This window comes from Aeromonas sp. SrichE-2G, assembly GCF_017939565.1.
GTDB lineage: Bacteria > Pseudomonadota > Gammaproteobacteria > Enterobacterales > Aeromonadaceae > Aeromonas > Aeromonas taiwanensis.
This window is the reverse complement of the sequence record NZ_JAGKRG010000049.1, coordinates 85,469-105,044: the sequence shown is the minus strand read 5'-3', so window position 1 is coordinate 105,044 and position 19,576 is coordinate 85,469. Positions and strand designations below refer to the sequence as shown.

General features: G+C 57.2%; 17 protein-coding genes. 6 read left to right on the top strand and 11 right to left on the bottom strand.

The features are described 5' to 3' along the window. Nucleotides 1-3: 3 nt before the first annotated feature. The 4 genes from secD to queA all read right to left on the bottom strand — a co-directional run bounded on the left by secD (nucleotide 4) and on the right by queA (nucleotide 4,583). The gene (secD, locus tag J9885_RS15400) at nucleotides 4-1,857 is read right to left on the bottom strand and encodes a protein translocase subunit SecD (protein WP_134695003.1); all 1,854 of its coding nucleotides are present in this window, start codon (nucleotides 1,855-1,857) and stop codon (nucleotides 4-6) included. A gap of 18 nt (nucleotides 1,858-1,875) precedes the next feature. Continuing rightward, a complete protein-coding gene (gene yajC, locus J9885_RS15395) occupies nucleotides 1,876-2,211 on the bottom strand; it encodes a preprotein translocase subunit YajC (protein ID WP_010675070.1) in 336 nt (111 codons plus the stop codon). A gap of 50 nt (nucleotides 2,212-2,261) precedes the next feature. Then, nucleotides 2,262-3,398, bottom strand: a complete 1,137-nt coding sequence (gene tgt / locus J9885_RS15390; protein ID WP_043759869.1) for a tRNA guanosine(34) transglycosylase Tgt — start codon at nucleotides 3,396-3,398, stop codon at nucleotides 2,262-2,264. 117 nt (nucleotides 3,399-3,515) lie between these two features. After that, on the bottom strand, nucleotides 3,516-4,583 hold the full coding sequence (gene queA / locus J9885_RS15385; RefSeq protein WP_210549966.1) for a tRNA preQ1(34) S-adenosylmethionine ribosyltransferase-isomerase QueA: 1,068 nt from the start codon (nucleotides 4,581-4,583) through the stop codon (nucleotides 3,516-3,518). A 211-nt stretch (nucleotides 4,584-4,794) separates the two neighbouring features. Here queA and J9885_RS15380 point away from each other — a divergent pair, with 211 nt between their 5' ends. The 3 genes from J9885_RS15380 (at nucleotide 4,795) to ahpF (ending at nucleotide 8,155) form a co-directional block, all read left to right on the top strand. After that, nucleotides 4,795-5,241 (top strand): CBS domain-containing protein, encoded by a 447-nt coding sequence (locus tag J9885_RS15380; RefSeq protein WP_134697227.1) that lies wholly within the window; start codon nucleotides 4,795-4,797, stop codon nucleotides 5,239-5,241. 618 nt (nucleotides 5,242-5,859) lie between these two features. Beyond that, on the top strand, nucleotides 5,860-6,426 hold the full coding sequence (ahpC, locus tag J9885_RS15375; protein ID WP_043759863.1) for an alkyl hydroperoxide reductase subunit C: 567 nt from the start codon (nucleotides 5,860-5,862) through the stop codon (nucleotides 6,424-6,426). Nucleotides 6,427-6,568: 142 nt separating this feature from the next. After that, entirely contained in the window at nucleotides 6,569-8,155 is a 1,587-nt protein-coding gene (gene ahpF / locus J9885_RS15370) for an alkyl hydroperoxide reductase subunit F (RefSeq protein WP_210549965.1), read from the top strand. Between the two features lie 68 nt (nucleotides 8,156-8,223). Here ahpF and J9885_RS15365 read toward each other — a convergent pair whose 3' ends face one another. After that, the gene (locus tag J9885_RS15365; RefSeq protein ID WP_210549964.1) at nucleotides 8,224-9,534 is read right to left on the bottom strand and encodes an MFS transporter; all 1,311 of its coding nucleotides are present in this window, start codon (nucleotides 9,532-9,534) and stop codon (nucleotides 8,224-8,226) included. Between the two features lie 110 nt (nucleotides 9,535-9,644). Between J9885_RS15365 and J9885_RS15360 the strand changes: the two genes are divergently transcribed. Continuing rightward, complete coding sequence (locus tag J9885_RS15360) at nucleotides 9,645-9,890, top strand: hypothetical protein (protein ID WP_210549963.1); 246 nt, start codon at nucleotides 9,645-9,647, stop codon at nucleotides 9,888-9,890. Between the two features lie 106 nt (nucleotides 9,891-9,996). Here J9885_RS15360 and J9885_RS15355 read toward each other — a convergent pair whose 3' ends face one another. Beyond that, nucleotides 9,997-10,746 (bottom strand): class I SAM-dependent methyltransferase, encoded by a 750-nt coding sequence (locus J9885_RS15355; protein ID WP_210549962.1) that lies wholly within the window; start codon nucleotides 10,744-10,746, stop codon nucleotides 9,997-9,999. A 427-nt stretch (nucleotides 10,747-11,173) separates the two neighbouring features. On the opposite strand from J9885_RS15355, the gene J9885_RS15350 reads away from it, so the two are divergent. Both J9885_RS15350 and J9885_RS15345 read left to right on the top strand, forming a co-directional pair. Next, nucleotides 11,174-11,386 (top strand): hypothetical protein, encoded by a 213-nt coding sequence (locus J9885_RS15350; protein ID WP_210549961.1) that lies wholly within the window; start codon nucleotides 11,174-11,176, stop codon nucleotides 11,384-11,386. Nucleotides 11,387-11,433: 47 nt separating this feature from the next. Further along, nucleotides 11,434-11,916 (top strand): VOC family protein, encoded by a 483-nt coding sequence (locus tag J9885_RS15345; protein ID WP_210549960.1) that lies wholly within the window; start codon nucleotides 11,434-11,436, stop codon nucleotides 11,914-11,916. A 147-nt stretch (nucleotides 11,917-12,063) separates the two neighbouring features. On the opposite strand, the gene J9885_RS15340 is transcribed toward J9885_RS15345, so the two are convergent. The 5 genes from J9885_RS15340 to gcvP form a co-directional block, all read right to left on the bottom strand. After that, on the bottom strand, nucleotides 12,064-13,134 hold the full coding sequence (locus J9885_RS15340) for a HEAT repeat domain-containing protein (protein ID WP_210549959.1): 1,071 nt from the start codon (nucleotides 13,132-13,134) through the stop codon (nucleotides 12,064-12,066). A gap of 313 nt (nucleotides 13,135-13,447) precedes the next feature. After that, the gene (locus tag J9885_RS15335; protein ID WP_210549958.1) at nucleotides 13,448-14,140 is read right to left on the bottom strand and encodes a hypothetical protein; all 693 of its coding nucleotides are present in this window, start codon (nucleotides 14,138-14,140) and stop codon (nucleotides 13,448-13,450) included. Between the two features lie 438 nt (nucleotides 14,141-14,578). Beyond that, nucleotides 14,579-14,992, bottom strand: a complete 414-nt coding sequence (locus tag J9885_RS15330; protein WP_210549957.1) for a hypothetical protein — start codon at nucleotides 14,990-14,992, stop codon at nucleotides 14,579-14,581. Nucleotides 14,993-15,131: 139 nt separating this feature from the next. Next, nucleotides 15,132-16,415 (bottom strand): hypothetical protein, encoded by a 1,284-nt coding sequence (locus J9885_RS15325; RefSeq protein WP_210549956.1) that lies wholly within the window; start codon nucleotides 16,413-16,415, stop codon nucleotides 15,132-15,134. Nucleotides 16,416-16,624: 209 nt separating this feature from the next. Then, on the bottom strand, nucleotides 16,625-19,501 hold the full coding sequence (gene gcvP / locus J9885_RS15320) for an aminomethyl-transferring glycine dehydrogenase (RefSeq protein WP_210549955.1): 2,877 nt from the start codon (nucleotides 19,499-19,501) through the stop codon (nucleotides 16,625-16,627). Nucleotides 19,502-19,576: the final 75 nt, after the last annotated feature.

The following is a 19,576-nucleotide window of genomic DNA, read 5'->3' as shown; positions in this document are numbered from 1 at the left end:
TCCTTAGATCGGCAGCTTGTCGATGCGCCGTCCGCCCCAGGCCAGGTTGATGATGGCGCGGGATACCGTAATGGCGGTAAACATGGAGGCGGTCAGACCGATCCCGAGGGTCAGGGCGAAGCCCTTGATGGCACCGGTGCCGATACCGAACAGGATCACGCAGGTGATGAGCGAGGTGACGTTCGAGTCGGCGATGGTGGAGAAGGCACGATCAAAGCCCATGTGAATGGCTTGCTGCACTCCGCGGCCGTTGCGGATCTCTTCACGAATACGCTCGTAGATCAGCACGTTCGCATCCACCGCCATGCCGAGCGTCAGCACGATACCGGCGATGCCCGGCAGGGTCATGGTGGCCCCGGGGATCATCGACATGATGCCGACGATGAGCACCAGGTTCATGGTCAGCGCCAGATTCGCCACCCAGCCGAAGGCACGGTAGTAGATCCCCATGAACAGCACGATCACCAGCATGGCCCAGCCGATGGCTTCCATCCCGCTGTCGATGTTCTGCTGGCCCAGGCTCGGGCCTATGGTGCGCTCTTCGACGATCTGGATGGGGGCAATCAGGGCACCGGCACGCAGCAGCAGCGCCAGGTTGTGGGCTTCGTTGGCGTTGTCGATCCCGGTGATGCGGAACTGGCTACCCAGACGAGACTGGATAGTCGCGACGTTGATCACCTCTTCCTGCTTGCGGAACTTGCGCTTGCCATCCGGACCAGGCTGCCCCACCGGCTTGTACTCGATGAAGACGGTGGCCATGCCCTTGCCAACGTTGTCCTTGGTGAAGTTGGCCATCTTGTTGCCACCCTGGCCATCGAGCTTGATGTTGACCTGGGGACGGCTGTACTCGTCGAAGCCGGACTGGGCACCCACGATGTGGTCACCGGTCAGGATCACGCGCTTGTGCAGCACCACGGGACGACCGTTGCGATCGTTGTAGACCTTGGAGCTCGGCGGCACCCGGCCACTGGCGGCGGCCTGGATGTCGGCGGCCTCATCGACCATGTGGAACTCCAGGGTCGCGGTGGCCCCCAGGATCTCCTTGGCACGGGCGGTGTCCTGGATCCCCGGCAGCTCGACGACGATGCGCTCGGCGCCCTGCTGCTGGACCAGCGGCTCGGCCACCCCCAGCTCGTTCACCCGGTTGCGGATGATGGTGATGTTCTGCTCGAGGGCGTACTTCTTCACTTCCTTGATCTTGGCTTCGCTCAAGGCGGCCAGCAGGATGAAGTCATCCCCCTTTTGCTCGCCTGTGAAGGTGAGATCCGGGTTCTGACGGCGCAGATAGGAGATCGCCTTGGCCTGATCGGCCTCGTCACGGAACACCACCTGCACCTGATCGCCGACCCGGCGGACGCCGGAGTAACGGATCTTCTGGGTGCGCAGCTCGGATCGGAAGTCCTGGACCATCTGCTCCTGCTGCTTGGTCAGCGCCTCGGCCATGTCCACTTCCATCAGGAAGTGCACGCCGCCGCGCAGGTCAAGACCGAGTTTCAGGGGCGCCGCGCCGATGGCTTCGAGCCAGGCGGGGGTGGACGGTGCCAGGTTGAGGGCGGTGATGAAGTTGTCCCCCAGCTTGTTGGCAACGATGTCACGGGCCTTGAGCTGGTCTTCGGTGTTATTGAAACGGATCAGGATGAAGCCGTGCTCGAACGCCGCATGCTTGACCGGGATCCCGGTTGCCTCCAGCGTCTCTTTCACCTGATCGAGGGTTTCTAGTTTGACTTCGGCACCGCGGCTGGCAGAGACCTGCAGAGCCGGGTCTTCGCCGTAAAGATTGGGGGCTGCATATAGAAAACCGATGGCGATCACGACGATCACCATCAGGTATTTCCACAGCGGATAGCGATTTAACACGCTGTGCTCCTCGGGAGATTAGAGGGACTGGATAGAACCCTTGGGCAGAACGGCAGAGACGAAGTCACGCTTGATGGTGACCTGGGTCTGATCGTTCAGGGCCAGCACAATGTAGTCGCTATCGGCGGAGACCTTGGCGATCTTGCCGACCAGGCCACCGGAAGTGAGCACTTCGTCGCCCTTGGAGAGGGAGCTCATCAGATTGCGATGCTCCTTGGCACGCTTGGCCTGGGGACGGTAGATCATGAAATAGAAGATGAGACCGAACACGGCCAGCATGATGATCATTTCCATGCCACCACCCTGTGCTGCCGGAGCCGCGCCTTCTGCATACGCCTTGGAGATAATGCTCATTTAACAACCTCTTATTGATGTAGATTTGAAAACTAACTTATATGTCGTTGTTATTTCACGTCATTTTCAGCCAGTGGAGGCACAGGCTTCCCTTGCCGACGGTAAAACTCAGTTACAAAGTCGTCTAATTTACCCTGCTCGATCGCGTCCCGCAAACCCTGCATCACGCGCTGGTAATAACGCAGGTTGTGGATGGTATTCAGACGGGCACCCAAGATCTCGTTGCACTTGTCCAGATGGTACAGATAGCTGCGGGTGTAGTTCTTGCAGGTGTAGCAGTCGCAGTCCGCATCCAGGGTGCTGGTGTCTTCCCGGTACTTGGCGTTGCGGATCTTGACGACCCCATCGGTGGTGAACAGATGGCCGTTGCGGGCGTTGCGGGTCGGCATGACGCAATCGAACATGTCGATGCCGCGGCGCACCCCTTCCACCAGGTCCTCCGGCTTGCCCACCCCCATCAGGTAGCGCGGCTTGTCCGCCGGAATACGCGGGCAGACGTGCTCGAGGATGCGGTGCATATCTTCCTTGGGCTCACCCACGGCGAGACCACCGACCGCATAGCCGTCGAAGCCGATCTCCAGCAGGCCGTCCAGGGAGACATCCCGCAGCGGCTCGTAGACGGAGCCCTGGATGATACCGAATAGGGCGTTCTTGTTGCCCAGGGCATCGAACTTGTCCCGGGAGCGCTTGGCCCAGCGCAGGGACATCTCCATGGACTTGCGCGCCTCTTCATAAGTGGCCGGGTACGGGGTGCACTCGTCGAAGATCATCACGATGTCGGAGCCCAGATCGTACTGGATCTCCATGGACTTCTCGGGGTCGAGGAAGATCTTCTCGCCGTTGATGGGATGGCGGAAATGTACCCCCTCCTCGGTGATCTTGCGGATGTGACCCAGGCTGAACACCTGGAAACCGCCGGAGTCGGTCAGGATGGGCCCCTGCCAGTTCATGAAGTCGTGCAGATCGCCGTGGGCGCGCATCACTTCCTGACCCGGGCGCAGCCAGAGGTGGAAGGTGTTGCCGAGCAGGATCTGGGCGCCGGTGTCGCGCACCTCTTCCGGGGTCATCCCCTTGACGGTACCGTAAGTGCCGACCGGCATGAAGGCCGGGGTCTGCACTGTGCCGCGCTCGAATACCAGCTGGCCGCGACGGGCACGGCCATCGGTGGTTTTCAGTTCAAATTTCATTGCTACCTCTATCAGTCAGAGAAACAGTCTGACAACGGAGGGCCCGATGGGCCCGGAAAAAAGAAGCCGGCCGGGATACTGACAAGCAGTCCCTGAACGGCTTCTGAAGGGCGAGGTTTAAGCCTGCGCCCGGCGACGGGTGACGAACATGGCGTCCCCGTAGCTGAAGAAACGGTACTGCCCGGTCACGGCGGCCTGATAGGCGGTCATCACGTTGTCGTAGCCGGCGAAGGCGCTGACCAGCATGATCAGGGTGGATTCGGGCAGGTGGAAGTTGGTGATCATCGCATCGACCACCTGGAACTCGTAGCCCGGGAAGATGAAGATGTCGGTGTCGCTGAAGAAGGGCGCCAGCGGCTTGCCCTGGGCCAGGGTCACCTTGGCCGCGCTCTCGAGCGATCGCACCGAGGTGGTCCCCACGGCGACGACACGACCACCACGGGCACGAGTTGCGGCTATGGCGTCCACCACCTCCTGCGGGACCTCGGCATATTCCGAGTGCATGTGGTGATCTTCAATCTTGTCGACGCGCACCGGCTGGAAGGTGCCCGCCCCCACGTGCAGGGTGACGAAGGCCGTCTCTATCCCCTTGGCGCGGATCCGTTCAAGCAGCGCCTCATCGAAGTGCAGGCCGGCGGTCGGCGCCGCCACGGCACCGGGCTTCTGGTTGTAGACGGTCTGGTAGCGCTCCTTGTCGGCGTCCTCGTCGGGGCGATCGATATAGGGCGGCAGCGGCATGTGGCCGATGGCCTCCAGGATCTCCAGCACAGGGCGCGGGTCCAGGAAGTGGATCTCGAACAGGGCGTCGTGACGGGCGCGCATCTCGGCCTCGACGGGCACGCCGTCGGCACCGGCATCCAGGATCAGGCGGGTGCCTGGCTTGGGGGACTTGGACGAGCGGACGTGCGCCAGCACGCTGTGCTCGTCCAGAATGCGCTCCACCAGCACCTCCAGCTTGCCGCCGCTGGCCTTCTGGCCAAACATGCGCGCGGGGATGACCCGGGTATTGTTGAACACCAGCAGATCGCCGGGGTTGAGCTGGTCAAGCACGTCCACAAAGTGACCGTGGCGCAGGGCGCCGGTTTGACCGTCGAGCTGCAGCAGGCGGCTGGCGGTCCGCTCCGCCATCGGGTAGCGGGCAATCAGCTCGTCTGGCAGATCAAAATGAAAATCGGATACTTGCATCTTTCACCTCGGGGGAATCGGCGGCTAGTCTAGTTATCCCCCTCTTGCAAGGCAACCCAAAAGACTAAAAACCCAAGGCAGACAAGGGATAGCGGGCAATTCTGTGAGACAAGCCCCGTTAAAAAACCTTTACTCTTTTGTATTGACCCTGATCATGTTCTGCCCGCCGGGGCTGGGCTAGGGTGAAAGCAGATACACAAGGAGGCCCACCATGATGACCCTATCCGAGATCATGACTGAACATCCCTTCACCCTGGGTCCGGAGAACAGCGTCAAGCAGGCGATGGAGCTGATGCAGCAGGAGCGGATCCGCCACATCCCCATCGTCGACGAGCACCACCACCTGCTGGGCCTGGTCACCCTTTCCGACATCCTGGCCACCCGCGAGTCCAAGCTGCTGCTGATCAACCCGGAGCGGGAGGCGGAATTCACCGACAGTGTCCAGCTCGACGAGATCATGACTCGCCAGGTGGCGAGCGTGGATCCCCATGCGGGCATCAAGGAGGCGGCACTCTATCTGCAGCGCCACAAATATGGCTGCCTGCCGGTACTCAAGGGGCGCAAGTTGATCGGCATCGTCACCGAGTCGGATTTCATCGCGGTGGCCATCAACCTGCTGGAGCTGATGGAAGAACAGGAGCCCCCCACCGACTTTTGATCACAAAAAACTGTAATAAAATTACAATAAAAGCGTTTTCAGCCTATTTAAACGGCTATAAGACTGAAACACTTTCAGTTTGACTGAAAAATTACACCACAAACTTGCAATGTGATCTTCATCACAATAAGATACCCGTCATGCAATGGTTGCCGAAGAGGAGATAAGGATTGTGCACCCGACGTCTTCTCTTCATATATCCGCAAGTTTGCACACCCCGTAGTTAGTCTTTGCTGTAAAGCATTTATATCGCCATTCCTTGTTTGATGACCCGGCCCTGTCCTTGCGACCGCGCCGGGATTTTTTTGTCCGCGTTTTTCCTCTCCCGCCACCCCTTCCCCACCCCGCCACATAAAACAAGATCCCACCCGGGCCTTGAAAATGTGACATGGAGGACAGAAATTGAACTTCGACAATGAGTTATCTCTGCAGGCCTGAGATATTCATGTCAGGTACAGTTGCGATGGTTTATCTAATAAATAGATTTATGTGATTCAAAATTGTGGCTTTGACCGATTAGAAAAAGCCACTATGATGCCTCCATCGAAAGTTAAGCGCCTCGTCTGGCACAAGACTCAACACCAGACAGGCATATGTACATCACCAAGGAGCAAATACATGTCTACCTACATCAACACTGAAATCAAGCCGTTCAACGCTACCGCCTACCACGAAGGCAAATTCGTTCAGGTGTCCGACGCTGACCTGAAAGGCAAGTGGTCCGTGGTGTTCTTCTACCCGGCTGACTTCACCTTCGTTTGCCCGACCGAGCTGGGCGACCTGGCAGACAACTACGCTTCCTTCAAGAAGCTGGGCGTCGAGATCTACGCCGTCTCCACCGACACCCACTTCACCCACAAGGCCTGGCACGACACTTCTGACACCATCAAGAAGATCCAGTACCCGATGATCGGTGACCCCACCGGCACCATCACCCGCAACTTCGGCGTGATGATCGAAGAAGCTGGCCTGGCTGACCGCGGTACCTTCGTTATCGACCCGAACGGCGTCATCCAGATCGTTGAAATCAACGCTGGCGGCATCGGTCGTGACGCTCTGGAGCTGCTGCGCAAGGTCAAGGCTGCCCAGTACGTTGCCGCTCACCCGGGTGAAGTCTGCCCGGCCAAGTGGAAAGAAGGCGAAGCCACTCTGGCCCCGTCCCTGGATCTGGTAGGCAAAATCTAAGCCTCCCCGCTCTAAAGACCGGCCCGTTCAAGGGCCGGTCTGTTTTCCGGCCTGGCTCAAGGGCAACGGCCTGCTTTTCGGCCCAGCCTTTACTGTATTCAGTCATATCGCCGACCCGCATTCAGCAAGAAGGAATTCGACCATGTTAGATACCAACCTCAAACAACAGCTCAACGGTTACTTGCAGTACATCGTCAATCCCATCGAGATCAGCGTGTCCGGCAACGACAGCGACAAATCCGCCGAACTCCTGGCATTGGCCACCGAGATCGCCGAGATGTCCCCCAAGATTACCCAGACCTCTGGCACTGCCGCCCGCAAGCCTTCCATGAGCATCGCGTCCCAGGGCCAAGCCCCGCGCGTGCACTTTGCCGGCATCCCCATGGGTCATGAATTCACCTCCCTGGTGCTCGCCCTGCTGCAAAGCGGCGGCCACCCCTCCAAGGCCGATCCGGCCGTGCTGGAGCAGATCAGGAATCTGAAGGGTGAGTTCCACTTCGAGACTTATATCTCCCTCTCCTGCCACAACTGCCCGGACGTGGTACAGGCCCTGAACCTGATGGCGACCCTGAACCCGAACATCACGCACGTGATGATCGACGGCGCCCTGTTCCAGGACGAGGTCAACGAGCGCCAGATCATGGCAGTCCCGAACGTCTATATGAACGGTCAGCCGTTCAGCCAGGGCCGCATCTCCCTGGAAGAGATCCTGGCCAAGGTCGACAGCGGCGCCGCCGAGCGTAAGGCCGCTGAGCTGAGCGAAAAAGCTCCCTACGACGTGCTGGTCGTGGGCGGTGGCCCGGCCGGCGCCGCTGCCGCCATCTATGCCGCCCGCAAAGGCATCCGCACCGCCATCGTCGCCGAGCGTTTCGGTGGCCAGGTGATGGACACCGTCGGCATCGAGAACTTCATCTCCGTGCCCTACACCGAGGGCCCCAAGCTGGCCGCCAGCCTGGAGCAGCACGTCAAGCAGTACGGCGTGGAAGTGATCACCGAGCAGCGTGCCGCCGCCATCAGCAAGGATGGCTACGTGAACGTGGATCTCGCCTCCGGCGCCACCCTGAAGAGCCGCGCCGTCATCCTGGCGACCGGTGCCCGCTGGCGCGACCTGAACGTGCCGGGTGAGCTCGAGTACCGCACCAAAGGCGTGGCTTATTGCCCCCACTGCGACGGTCCCTTCTTCAAGGGCAAGCGCGTGGCGGTGATCGGTGGCGGTAACTCCGGCATCGAAGCGGCCATCGACTTGGCCGGCATCGTCGAACACGTCACCGTGGTGGAGTTTGCCGATACCCTGCGTGCCGACGAGGTGCTGCAGAAGAAGGCCCGCTCCATGGGCAACATCGACATCATCATGAGCGCCCGTACCACAGAAGTGATCGGGGACGGCAGCAAGGTGGTGGGCATGGACTACGAAGATCGCACCACCGGGGAAATCAAGCACCTGGCGGTGGCCGGCATCTTCGTCCAGATCGGTCTGGTGCCGAACACCGAGTTCCTGAAAGGGAGCGAGATTGCCCTGACCCGCTTTGGCGAGATCGAGATCGACACCAAGGGTGCCACCTCATTGCCCGGCGTCTACGCCGCAGGGGACGCCACCACGGTGCCGTTCAAACAGATCATCATCTCCATGGGGGCTGGTGCTACCGCTGCCCTGGGTGCGTTCGATTACCTCATTCGCACCCCGGCTCCGGAGGCCCAGGCCACCCAGGCCGACACCGTGACTGCCTGATAATCCTCTTCAGGCCAACAAAAAACCGACTCCAGGGAGTCGGTTTTTTTATGGGTGAATCACCAGGTTCAGCACTTGGCCTCTTCCGGTTCGCTCGCCTCTGGTTCAGGCGCTGCGGGCTCCGGCGTGGCATAGCTCGTGGGGACCGCCTCCCCGTCCAGATCCGTTCTGGGCTCAAGCTCCGCCGTCATGGGGGTATTGGGCGGCACCGGCATGAAGACCTGGTGCTCGGCCAGGGGGATGGGCGCCCGCTGCCTCCTGCGCCACTCCAGATAGGCGGACAGCAGCAACCCGCACAGCGCGAAGTAGACGAACAACCCTTGCGGCCCGAACCACCCCATGACGAAGGGGGCCAGCAAGGGGCCTATCATGGCCCCCAGGCTGTAGGCGAGCAGCAGCCCCTGATTGGCCCCCAGCACCTGATCCGGATGCAGCTCGTCGCAGGCGTGGCTGAGGCTCAAGGGATAGATGGAGAACGCCATGCCCCCCAGCAGGAACACCAGGCTCCCCTCGACGGGGCCGCGCCAGGCATCCGGCAGCAACACCATCAGGATCGCGAGCAGGGTCAGCACGGCGCAGAGCAGCAGGATCACCCCCCGCCTGTCGTAGCGATCCGACATCCGGCCGATGGGGTATTGCAGGCACATGCCCCCCAGGATCACCAGCGCCATCATGTCCGCCACCCGGGCGAGAGAGGCGCCGCTGTCGGCGAAATAGAGCGGCAACAGGCCATAGATGGCCCCCAGCACCAGACCGGAGGTAAAGCTGCTCGCCATCCCCGCAGGGGTCAGCCGCACCAGCTCCCGCACCCCGACCGCCTGGGGGGCCACCATGGCAGGGGTCGCCACCCGGGAGAGGGCGAGCGGCACCACCGACAGGGTCGCCGCCATGGCGCACAGGGCGAAGGGGGTCAGCACCATGGGATCCACCCACTTCAGCAGCTGCTGGCCCAGAGCCAGGGAGCCGTAGAGCAGGATCATGTAAAGAGACATCAGACGCCCCCGGTTGGCCGGGGTGCTGGAGACCAGCATCCAGGACTCCAGCACCACGAACAGGCCGCCGGTGGCGAAGCCCCCCACCAGTCGCAGTACCGCCCAGGTGACAGGCTCGACCACCATGCCGTGCAGCAGGAACAGGAAACAGAGCAGGGAAGCATAGGCCGCATAGGCCCGGATGTGGCCAACCCGGATGATGAGGCGGGCGTTGACAAAGGCGCCCAGCACCAGCCCGCCGAAGTAGGCGGCCGACACCAGGCCGATGGCCTGGGCCGACACCTCCTCCGCCGACAGGCGCAGCGTCAGCAGGGTGTTGAACAGGCCGTGACCCAGAATGAATATCACCAGGCTGGTCAGGGGGGAGAACAATCGTCTGATCGTCATGGAACCTCCTCGTGGCGAAAGGATCATGGTAGCCCCGGCCTCCCGTCCACTTCAACCCGCCTGCCAGCCCGGGACTATGCTTAACGGGTTCCATCACGGAGATCGTCAAGATGAGACTCATGCTGTTGTTGACCGCCCTGCTCTTCTCCGGCGGCGTCCTCGCCTTCCACTGTCCCATGGACATGAAGAAGATCGATGATGCCCTGGCCGCCGGCCCGGCCCTCAGTGCCGAACAGCTGGCCGAGGTGAAGCAGTTGAGAGCGGACGGAGAGAACCTGCACAAGGCGGGCAAGCATCAGGAATCGGTCGATACCCTGGCCAAGGCCATGACCATCCTCGGCATCGATAAAGGCTAGCGTCACCGTCCCCTGCGACAGGCTGCTTCGCATCATCCCGATGCGAGAGCCAGCCACTGAACACAAGGCCCTCGCCCCCGTGGCGAGGGCCTTGTCATCTCCGGCCTCATACCCGGCCGCTGTAGACCAGGGTGCTGTAGTTGAAGGCTATCTTGCCGTTCACCGCATGGCGCTCGAACTCGCGGCGGATGAGCGCCGTCATTTGATCGTGGGCCGGGGTGCCGACGACAGGCGCATAGGAGGAGGAGTTGAGCCGCCCCAGCACCCCGTCGAGATCGAACAGCTGGCTGTTCTCGAAGCGATCGAGCCGGTACTCCCCGGTGAAGAAGGCGCGAAAATCCGCCTCGCCGAGGTTGCGGTGATTGACCTCCTCGTAGTCTCCCGAATAGGCGTGCAGCCCCTCCTCGTACGCCTTGAGAAAGTCGGTGTTCATCAGCCGATCGTTCCAGATGAGGGCGACCCGGCCACCGGGTCTGAGCAAGCGCTGGCACTCCTGCCGAAAGGCAGCGCGATCGAACCAGTGAAACGCCTGGGCCACCGTCACCAGATCCACCGAGCCCGTCGGCAGGCCGGTGGCCTCCGCACTGCCGTGCAGCCAGCCGATGTTGCCCACGTCAGCCAGCATCCGCCTGGCAGCTCCGCGCATCTCGTCATTGGGCTCCACCGCCCACACCTTCTGTACCCGGGGGGCCAGCAGGGCCGTCAGGATGCCGGTGCCGGCCCCGATGTCGGCCACCTGGGTCTGGGGCCCCATGTCCAAGTTGCTTGCCAGAAAATCCAGCATGGCCGCCGGGTAGCCGGGGCGATATTTCACATAGGCCTCGACCCGGGTCGAGAATCGCTGGGTGCTGTCCATCGCTCGCTCCTTGTGGTGGATCACGCGGATTTGCATGATGCCGTTCAGGCATCCTGCACCAATATCCAGCGTCGGGGCAACCGCATGAGGGCACTTGACTGCCACACAACAACAGACCTGGCCAGAGTCAGCACCCTCAGCATCGGCACGTGCCATGCACTGTGCCTTGGTGATCCCCCCTTGAGCATGGGTTCATCGGGAACTGGCAGAGTGGTCGTGACAGCCAGACCGCAGAGCAGGGTATTCAAGCCTGGACAAGGCTTGAACCTGGCAGAGGCCACAGTGATAAGGCATTGGCCAATGACGGAGTGAGACGGAAGGGAGCGACCCCCTTCAAGCGTCCATGTTCACTCTGGCACTACACTCAACCCTGAACGGCCTCGCCGAGGGAGGCGCACACTGTTGACCACCAGGCCATGGGGGATCCATGTCGACATCCAGATACCTGCTGCCGCTTATCGCTGCCCTGTTGACCGGGTGCGGCGGCGAACTGGTCAGCACGGCGGCAACCACCGGAAAACTCCAGGCGGAACAGGCCAAACAGGCCAGAGCGCAGCTGGATCAATTCAAGCTGCAGCTCAGTGCCGCCGTACAGGCCACCGACACGGCGGCCGCATCGGCCGCCACTCCCTCCCCATAGCAGTATCTGGCCGGCAACGGCCCCGCTGTTTTCAACGGAGAAATAAAATGACGCAAGCAGCAAAGAACCGGATCTGCCTCTGGTACGACGGGGATGCCGAAGCGGCGGCGCACTTCTACGCCCGAACCTTCCCCGACTCCGCAGTCTATGCAGTGCACTGCGCCCCGGCCGACTACCCCGCCGGCAAGAAAGGGGATGTGCTGACGGTCGAGTTCAGGGTGATGGGGATCCCCTGCCTCGGCCTCAATGGCGGGCCCGGCGTCAGCCACGGCTGGGCCTTCTCGTTTCAGGTCGCCACGACGACCCAGGCCGAGACGGATCGCTACTGGCACGCCCTCATCGAGAGCGGCGGTCAGGCGAGCGAATGCGGCTGGTGCCAGGACAAGTGGGGCATCTCCTGGCAAATCACCCCCCTGGCCCTGATGGAGGCGATCACCGATCCCGACCCTGCCGCCGCGAGGCGCGCCTTCGAGGCCATGATGCAGATGGGCAAGACTGAAATTGCCGCCATCGAGACACCGCAGTGCTAGCGGCTCCGCCTGTATGGAGATGATATTCACCTGACAGTTGCCCACAAAAAGGTGTGGTAATACGGCTTCAAACCCTTGGAACTCGCGCTGCCATCCAAATTTATCTGGCTGGGTCTGGCTTGGGCAACAATACCAGATGGATATAAATCACAGTAACTTTTTCAGATCATTCAACTTATTACTATCAATGAAATAATCATTTAAGGCAATGTCGGACAATTTTTCAACTAGCTTAGCAGGTACCATAGGATGCATAGCGACATGGTACAAAACTGAGCTATATCCATAATGCCCACTATTCCCTACATGCCAAACGAGCCTTTCTAAAGTCTCTGGTAGAGTATTGCGGTGTTGTGCTATTAGTTCGTGCATTATTTTTGTTTGATCTGTAAATGCCAATATTTCCAACGCTTCTGAGGTTGTCCGTGGATGCCTAGCAACAGATTGTCTGACCCACTGGTCACTGTCCTCAATCATCTTAGACAGTATTTCAGGTGGAGTAACAGGATGCTCCGCTACGCAAATACGAACATTGGCACTTTGATCATTTGAAAGCATTGTAAGTATATTGGGTGAGGTTATGAGATTTTTAGCAACTAGCTCCCTAATATTCTCGACATTATCATAAGACAAAACATACAAGGCATTAATGGGTAGTGATGGGTGTTCAAATAATGAATACCGAACAGATAAACTTTTGTCATTAGATAAATGAATCAATGTTTCGGACGGTGAGGATGGATTAGATGCAATGGCGCAACGTATATCCTCATTTTCTTCACTTGCCAAGCTCATCAATACATTAACTGGTGCAGCCATATTTTTCGCCACACTTAAACGCTCCGACAAATTATCACTTTTAGAGTAATGCACAAGCATGTTAATAGGTGTTGATTTATTTCCTGCTACTGCTGCACAAACCGATGATTCCTTATCCACCGCTAAAGTAACTAATACATCGCGTGGAGTGATGCTGTTCTCTGCCACCCTTCTTCGAACCCTTTCATGCGGATCTTTTGCTAATTTTGTTAGCAACTCTATTGTGGCAGCTTGATTTGAGGCAACCCCAGATCTGACCAGCGGGCTATCATCCTCAGCTAGTATAGACAGCGCATTAAACGGCGAAAATTCATAACTGGCAATATAAGAACGAGCATTTTCATTTAATTCACTTAGTCCCTGCTTTAGCTGTTCGACACTTAGATCTTCTGGGAACATTTTATCACCATTTATTCATTTGTTAAAAAACCATAGTTTAGTAAAAAACCGACATGCTTTAGCGCGTATTTAAAACAATAAAAATCTATTTTCATCTGGGTTATAATAATTTTCTGTGACTCGACGAGATCCTTTATGGTCAGCATGCCACTGAGTAATGCCGCCAATAAGTGGAACAGATTTTTGGTATTTTTATAAACAAATCTGGTCATTATCTCCACTTCAAAATATCGAAACATCAACTCATTGGCAGCATCACCAAAAATATATCCCATTTTTATAAAGTAGCTACATGAACCGCAAGGAAGATTAATTAGTAATTATATTCCAATATATGCTTACGACCATCTTTAGGTTTTACACGACCAAAATCTGCAAAAAGGTGTTCAAAATTTTTGAAAAACTCCTCCTCCAGAATCGTATCTTCGTAATTTAGCTCATTATTCTCATTAAGAGAGAATACTTGCGCTCTAATAAAGCATTTACAATTTCCCACTGAAAATTCAAATACATTCTTTTGATCATCAAGAGTTCCATCTCGCTTTGTATTTTCTCTCTGATTCTGCTTTATTGTTAACAAAAATTCCACTACACGTAAATTTTTCTGGCTACCCAACTCTTCGACAACGTAACTTAAATCTCCAGGAGAAAAATCACACCCTTCCTTTCTTATAAAATTCATATCCCCTTCATGAGCAAGATATGGATGAGTGTGAACTCCACCAATTCTTTCAAAACCGATTTGCTTAGCCAAGTGTTCTTTCAGATATTGTGTCTCACCCTTGAATGCTACTGAACCAGCTTTCATGTTTGCTGTGGTATCCACGGAAATAAATTCAACTTGATATTTGGTTTTGCTTTTTCCTTGTTTTACTGTTCCATAGACCGAGGCATGGATCTCTATACCACTACGTCGCTGACCACTGTGCTGAACAACAAATGCCTCGAATCCATTGAGAATCAACTGTGCAGTTGCTTGTTTTGATATAAAAACGTGATGTTCCATCATAAGCCTCATTATAAATAAAGAATGTCAAATATATATCCATGAAAATTGTTACGACCCTAAACGTCGAATACCTATTATTATTTTTACGATAAAAGAAATAACTATTTTTATTACTGAGATTTATGGTATCAACAACGGAATGCAAAGAAACCTCTCTATCTGCATACGTGGGGAAAAATTCACTATCGTCTTAGGCTGCACCTGCGGATGATGACCACGCATGCTATATGTCGCATCAATTCCCTAATCCCTAATCCCTAATCCCTAATCCCTAATCCCTAATCCCTAATCCCTAATCCCTAATCCCTAATCCCTAATCCCTGACAATAAATGTTTTATGCTTGGACCTAAACACACCGACCTGCATTCTCAAAATTAACTTTATATGGTCGTAGGAGAACATTAAAGTAACAATAGCAACTTACGTGATTTCCATCACAAGATAGTCAAAAAATCCTCTTGGTACTGTTTGTAGATTGAGTTAACTATGTCACGCCAATGGGCACACCATTCTACATCAGTAGCAAACTCTAATCCATAAGTTGACTCCATAAGTTTTCTGAGCGGTGGTCCAGGCTGATGATCTTTTTCGCAAACGAACAAAGCACTGAGTGGCAGTCTATTGGCAGCAATATCGATATGGTATAGCGTACATAGCTCGACACTAAGCTCCTGACGGAACTGTTTAAGCTTGGCTTCATCGTTTATTTTAATTTTTATTTCAACGTAAGGAGGGAGACCATTCACCAACCTCACAAATACACTCTGTACTACGGTACTTAAAGTGACCAGCTCACCTCTTTCTGCCGCGCCCTTTAAAATGGAGTGAAGTACATCAGGTTTCAACATCTTAGAACCCTCCAGCATGTTATTTACAAAAATAAATCCCATGACATATAAATACCGTTTTCAAAAATCCCATTATCGATGTGCCTGAACATTTTACAGCAAATATCCATGCTTATAAAATTAACGCCGTAAAATGACATCAATATAAGCAATTAGCATCCAGTCGAGGATTGCAGCTCAATAGATGGCTTACGCTTAAAAACTCTTTTTTTGCTATGAGTAGTGTATTAAAAATGGCTTGTTCCATAGACGCCTTAGCAGAAAACATTGCTTCGTGCATCATATTTTCCGTCGCTATTGCCCTAATTTTTTGTTGCCAGAATATATTCGGCTTTACTTGTGCTGATAACCGCGCAGACTCTCTCACCTCAGAGTTTTTATCTGCCAAAGCTAAAAACAGTAACAATTGTGGAAATACGGCATGGTGGTTGATTAAAGCCATTCGAACATCCCTATCTCCAATATAGGGCATTTCGACTCTATTAAGTTTGTTCCGAACCATCGCGGTTAAGAGAGGGTTAATGATAAGGGGCTCTCTAACATCATTATCCTCATCACAGGCTAGTTTAAGCAGCACATTAGGTAGTGCCAGGGCGTAACGCGCTTCCTCCCCCTCATCCAAGGCGAGTTGGAGTAGCACCTCCGCAGGCAAAGACGGATGCTCAGTTAAGGTTCGTCGGACATATTTATCCTCATCACTTGCCAATTTGAGCAAAACCTGAGTTGGTAAGGTGGGGTTATGGAGGAGAGCTTTGCGAACATGTGTATCCTCATCACAAGCCAGTTCGACCATCTGATTAACAGGCAGTATGGGATTGCCCGCTGCCGCCATACGGATTAGAGGTCTCTCATCAGCCGCCAGCCTGCACACAGTATCTGGCAACATAGAAGGATTGCTTGCCGCAGCCATCAAGATCTTCACTTCATCAGGGCTCGTCAGGCTCAGAACCCGATCAAGCAAATCAGGGGGCGTTGTTGGATTGCAGGCCACGCCCGCTCGAACATCCTCCTCTGCGTCATTGGCTAGCATATCCAATATAGATATCGGTGTAATTGGATTGCAGCTGACGCCACGACGAACATGCTTATCCTTATCACACGCCAACATTACTAACGCCTCAGGCGGGGCTGAGCGGTTTCTGGCCACAGTGACGCGAGTCACTACATTTGTGTGTTCTGCCAGTGCCATGAACGTATCGGGCGGGAGAGCTGGGTTGCTAGATGCAATCCGGCTAACGTCGTCATCATCGTCACCCGCCAGCTCAATCATAACCTCGATAGGAGTCGCTGGATTGAGGGCCAAGTAGTAGCGAACCTGCGGATCTTCATCACTCGTCAATGCAACCAGCACCTCCGAAGCCGTCATCGGATCTTGGGCGATTTTAGAGCGTTCGTAAACAGCGAGCTTTCTCAGGTGAATCATCTCCCCACCTCATTTTTGACGTTAATGTGCACTCCACATAATGAAACCAAATGAAACTGACTTTGGATAGTACGATTCTCGCCGGCAACTTCTGCAAAGCTTTAATTATTTGTGCCAGCGCACTCTTCACAACCACGTCTACAAACAACAAGGCCACCCCTGGGGGTGGCCTTGTGCGTATTGGCTGTCAGCCCTTCACTGCACGCCGCTTAGTTGGCGTAATCCTCGGTCGGTACGCAGGAGCAGAACAGGTTGCGATCGCCATAGACGTCGTCGATGCGGTTCACCGACGGCCACAGCTTGCTGGCGCGCACGGCGTCGGACGGGAAGACCGCCTCGGCACGGGTGTAGGCGCGATTCCACTCACCGTCCATCACGTCATCCTGGGTATGCGGGGCATGGACCAGGGGGTTGTCGGTCAGGCTCCAGTGGCCGTCCTGCACCTTGGCGATCTCGGCGCGAATGGCGGTCATGGCTTCCACGAAGCGATCCAGCTCGCGCTTGGATTCGGATTCGGTCGGCTCGACCATCAGGGTACCCGCCACCGGGAAGCTCATGGTCGGCGCGTGGAAACCGTAGTCCATCAGGCGCTTGGCCACGTCCATCTCGCTGATGCCTGAGGCTTCTTTGAGCGGGCGGATGTCCAGGATGCACTCGTGGGCCACCCGGCCATTGCGACCTGTGTAGAGCACCGGGAAGGACTCGCCGAGCTTCTTGGCCAGGTAGTTGGCGTTGAGGATGGCGACCTGGGTGGATTTCTTCAGCCCCTCGTCCCCTAGCATGGCGATGTACATCCAGCTGATGGGCAGGATGCTGGCCGAGCCGAACGGTGCGGCCGACACGGCGCCGTTGTCACGGCTCTCCTTGTCGGTCTTGACCACGGCGTGACCGGCCACAAACGGTGCCAGGTGTTTCTTCACGCCGATGGGGCCCATGCCCGGACCACCACCGCCATGAGGAATGGCGAAGGTCTTGTGCAGGTTGAGGTGAGAGACGTCCGCCCCGATGAAGCCCGGTGCCGTCAGGCCCACCTGCGCGTTCATGTTGGCGCCGTCCAGATACACCTGACCGCCATACTGGTGCACGATGTCGCACACCTCCTTGATGGTCTCTTCGTACACCCCGTGGGTGGAGGGGTAGGTCACCATCAGGCAGGAGAGCTGATCTCCCACCTCGGCGGCCTTGGCACGCAGGTCGTCCAGATCCACGTTGCCGGCCTTGTCACAGGCGGTGACGATCACCTTGAGGCCTGCCATCTGGGCGGAGGCCGGGTTGGTGCCGTGGGCGGACGCCGGGATGAGGCAGACATCGCGATGCCCCTCGCCGCGAGACTCGTGGTACTTCTTGATGGCGAGCAGACCCGCGTACTCGCCCTGGGCGCCGGAGTTGGGCTGCATGCAGACCGCGTCGTAACCGGTCACCTTCACCAGCCAATCCTCAAGGTCTGCCAGCAGCAGCTGGTAGCCCTGGGTCTGCTTGAGCGGCGCGAAGGGGTGCAGCTTGCCGAACTCGGGCCAGGTCACCGGGATCATCTCGGCGGTGGCGTTGAGCTTCATGGTGCAGGAGCCGAGCGAGATCATGGCGTAGTTCAGCGCCAGATCTTTCGCTTCGAGACGGTGGATGTAGCGCAGCATCTCGGTCTCGGAGTGGTACTTGTTGAACACCTCGTGGGTCAGCACGGCGTCGGTGCGCAGCAGATCCTGCGGGATGCCCTGATGGCCCTGGGCCGCCTTGTCGAGGGCCTCGATATCCAGGCCGTGGCCCGCCCCCAGGAACAGCTCGAACAGCTCGGCCACGTCACCGCGGGTGGTGGTCTCAGACAGGGAGACGCCCACGGCGCCATCCAGATCCGCACGCAGGTTGATGCCCAGCCCCTCGGCCTTGGCGATCAGGGCAGCCTTGTCGCCTGCCAGTACAGTGAGCGTATCGAACCAGCTGTCGTGCTTGAGGGCCACGCCCTTGGCCTTGAGGCCGAGCGCCAGGATGGTGGTCAGACGGTGTACGCGGGAGGCGATGGTTTTGAGCCCCACCGGGCCGTGGTAGACGGCGTAGAAGCTCGCCATGTTGGCCAGCAGCACCTGGGCGGTACAGATGTTGGAGTTGGCCTTCTCGCGGCGGATGTGCTGCTCGCGGGTCTGCATGGCCATGCGCAGGGCGGCCTTGCCGCGGGCATCCTTGGAGACGCCGATGATGCGGCCCGGCATGGAGCGCTTGTAGGCGTCGCGGGTGGCGAAGAAGGCGGCGTGGGGGCCACCGTAGCCCATGGGCACGCCGAAGCGCTGGGCACTGCCGAACACCACGTCGGCACCCAGTTCACCCGGGGATTTGAGCAGCAGCAGGGAGAGCATGTCGGTCCCGACGCAGGCCAGTCCCTTCTGGGCCTGGACCGCCGCGATCAGTGCGCACAGATCGGTCACGTTGCCGGTGGTGCCCGGGTACTGGAACATGGCACCGAACACCTCTTCGCTCACCGCCTCGCTCGCGGGGCCCACAGCCACGTCGAACCCGAAGTGCACCGCGCGCTCCTTGACCACGTCGATCACCTGGGGGTGCACGTCGTCGGCCACGAAGAAGGTGTTGGACTTGGATTTCGCCATGCGCTTGGCCAGCGCCATGGCTTCGGCGGCGGCGGTGGCTTCATCCAGCAAGGAGGCGCTGGCCAGATCCATGCCAGTCAGATCCAGGGTCAGCTGCTGGAAGTTGAGCAGGGCTTCGAGACGGCCCTGGGCCAGCTCGGGCTGATAGGGGGTGTAGGCGGTGTACCAGCCCGGGTTTTCCAAGACGTTACGCAGGATGACGTGGGGCACGTGGGTGTCGTGATACCCCATGCCGATGTAGCTCTTGGCGATCTGGTTCTTGGCGGCATAGCCCTTGAGCTTGGCCAGGGCTTCCACTTCTGTCATGGGGGCGCCGATCCCGAGCGGCCCCGGGCGGCGGATGGCGGCGGGGACCGTCTGCTCAATCAGATCGTCCAGGCTCTCGGCGCCCACGGTGGCGAGCAGGGCCCGCAGTTCTTCCTCACCCGGGCCGATGTGACGGCGGATGAAATCGGTTTTTTGCTCGAGTTCAAACAGTGACTGGGTCATTTCCCTATTTCCTGGTAATTAAGTCCTGGCATGACGTTCTGATAACCAAGACCTGATGTTCCTGTAGCCGGCTGA

What these genes read in the sequence shown, in the direction of transcription:
- J9885_RS15350 (WP_210549961.1), top strand. Translation starts at nt 11,174, where the DNA reads ATGTCGACATCCAGATACCTGCTGCCGCTTATCGCTGCCCTGTTGACC.
- J9885_RS15380 (WP_134697227.1), top strand. Translation starts at nt 4,795, where the DNA reads ATGATGACCCTATCCGAGATCATGACTGAACATCCCTTCACCCTGGGT.
- J9885_RS15345 (WP_210549960.1), top strand. Translation starts at nt 11,434, where the DNA reads ATGACGCAAGCAGCAAAGAACCGGATCTGCCTCTGGTACGACGGGGAT.
- J9885_RS15360 (WP_210549963.1), top strand. Translation starts at nt 9,645, where the DNA reads ATGAGACTCATGCTGTTGTTGACCGCCCTGCTCTTCTCCGGCGGCGTC.
- J9885_RS15330 (WP_210549957.1), bottom strand. Translation starts at nt 14,992, where the DNA reads ATGTTGAAACCTGATGTACTTCACTCCATTTTAAAGGGCGCGGCAGAA.
- J9885_RS15355 (WP_210549962.1), bottom strand. Translation starts at nt 10,746, where the DNA reads ATGGACAGCACCCAGCGATTCTCGACCCGGGTCGAGGCCTATGTGAAA.
- J9885_RS15335 (WP_210549958.1), bottom strand. Translation starts at nt 14,140, where the DNA reads ATGGAACATCACGTTTTTATATCAAAACAAGCAACTGCACAGTTGATT.
- J9885_RS15340 (WP_210549959.1), bottom strand. Translation starts at nt 13,134, where the DNA reads ATGTTCCCAGAAGATCTAAGTGTCGAACAGCTAAAGCAGGGACTAAGT.
- J9885_RS15325 (WP_210549956.1), bottom strand. Translation starts at nt 16,415, where the DNA reads ATGATTCACCTGAGAAAGCTCGCTGTTTACGAACGCTCTAAAATCGCC.
- gcvP (WP_210549955.1), bottom strand. Translation starts at nt 19,501, where the DNA reads ATGACCCAGTCACTGTTTGAACTCGAGCAAAAAACCGATTTCATCCGC.
- J9885_RS15365 (WP_210549964.1), bottom strand. Translation starts at nt 9,534, where the DNA reads ATGACGATCAGACGATTGTTCTCCCCCCTGACCAGCCTGGTGATATTC.
- ahpF (WP_210549965.1), top strand. Translation starts at nt 6,569, where the DNA reads ATGTTAGATACCAACCTCAAACAACAGCTCAACGGTTACTTGCAGTAC.
- queA (WP_210549966.1), bottom strand. Translation starts at nt 4,583, where the DNA reads ATGCAAGTATCCGATTTTCATTTTGATCTGCCAGACGAGCTGATTGCC.
- ahpC (WP_043759863.1), top strand. Translation starts at nt 5,860, where the DNA reads ATGTCTACCTACATCAACACTGAAATCAAGCCGTTCAACGCTACCGCC.
- yajC (WP_010675070.1), bottom strand. Translation starts at nt 2,211, where the DNA reads ATGAGCATTATCTCCAAGGCGTATGCAGAAGGCGCGGCTCCGGCAGCA.
- tgt (WP_043759869.1), bottom strand. Translation starts at nt 3,398, where the DNA reads ATGAAATTTGAACTGAAAACCACCGATGGCCGTGCCCGTCGCGGCCAG.